The organism is Bradyrhizobium sp. Unk1, assembly GCF_059512345.1.
This window is the reverse complement of sequence record NZ_JCAMOP010000194.1, coordinates 1-1,012: the sequence shown is the minus strand read 5'-3', so window position 1 is coordinate 1,012 and position 1,012 is coordinate 1. Positions and strand designations below refer to the sequence as shown.

2 protein-coding genes are annotated in these 1,012 nt (G+C 60.5%); both read left to right on the top strand.

Annotated features, from left to right (window positions below; genetic code table 11):
- Nucleotides 1-686 (top strand): IS66 family transposase (gene tnpC, locus AC5ZFO_RS48070; protein WP_496124275.1); only part of this gene is annotated, 686 nt, incomplete at its 5' end.
- The coding region (locus tag AC5ZFO_RS48065) for a plasmid pRiA4b ORF-3 family protein (protein ID WP_496124274.1) at nt 683-1,012 on the top strand (330 nt) is incomplete at its 3' end. The genes tnpC and AC5ZFO_RS48065, both read left to right, overlap by 4 nt.

Genomic DNA, 1,012 nt, shown 5'->3' with positions numbered 1-1,012 from the left:
AGGGCTATCGCGGCATCATCCACTGCGACGGCTATCAGGCTTACAAGACCATGACCCGAGAGACGCGTGCGGACGCCTTGTCCGGAACGCTCGCCTTCTGCTGGTCGCATCTGAGGCGCCAGTTTGTGAAGATCGAGCGCGAGGCTGCTCCGGCGCCAGCTCCGGTTGCCCACGAGGCTCTTGAGCGCATCGCCCAACTTTACTCGGTCGAGAAAGCGCTCCGCGGCCGATCGGATGCCGAGCGCCGTGCTGGCAGGCAGGCGCATGCCCGACCTTTAGCTACAGCCTTGAAGCAGTGGTTTAAGGCCAAGCTTGATTACCTTGCACAAAAGAGCGACACGGCGAAGACCTTGCGTTACGCGCTGCGTCATTGGGACGGCCTGACGCTCTACCTTGATGACGGGCGCATCGAGATGGACACGAATGCTGTCGAGCGTGCGATGCGGCCAATCAAGCTCAACGCCAAGAACTCCGTTTTTGCCGGTTGCGACGAGGGCGCAGAGAATTGGGCAGTTCTGGCTTCGTTAATCGAGACCTGTAAGCTCAATGGCGTCAGTGCCGAGCACTGGCTCGCTGATGTTCTCGCGAAGCTCGTCAATGGTTGGCCTGCGGCGCGACTGGACGGACTGCTCCCCTGGGCGTCGATCTACACGATGCATGCACACGATCCGAGGCTGGCGGCATGAGCCTGAACACGACCGCGGTCCGGATCAAGGTGACCCTCAAGGACGTGAAGCCGGAGGTGATGCGTCGCCTTGTCGTACCCGTCACTCTGCGCCTTGATCGGCTACATCTGACGCTTCAGGAGGCCTTCGGCTGGACGAACAGTCACCTGTTCGAGTTCTTCGCTGGTGAGGTCCATTGGGGGATTCCCGATCCCGACGATGATTACGGCCACCAGCCCATGGATGCCAGCAAAGCGCGGCTCTCCGATATCGTTCGCGAGACCGGCGCCAAGACGATCCATTATCTCTATGACTTCGGCGACAGCTGGGACCATGTGATCAAGCTC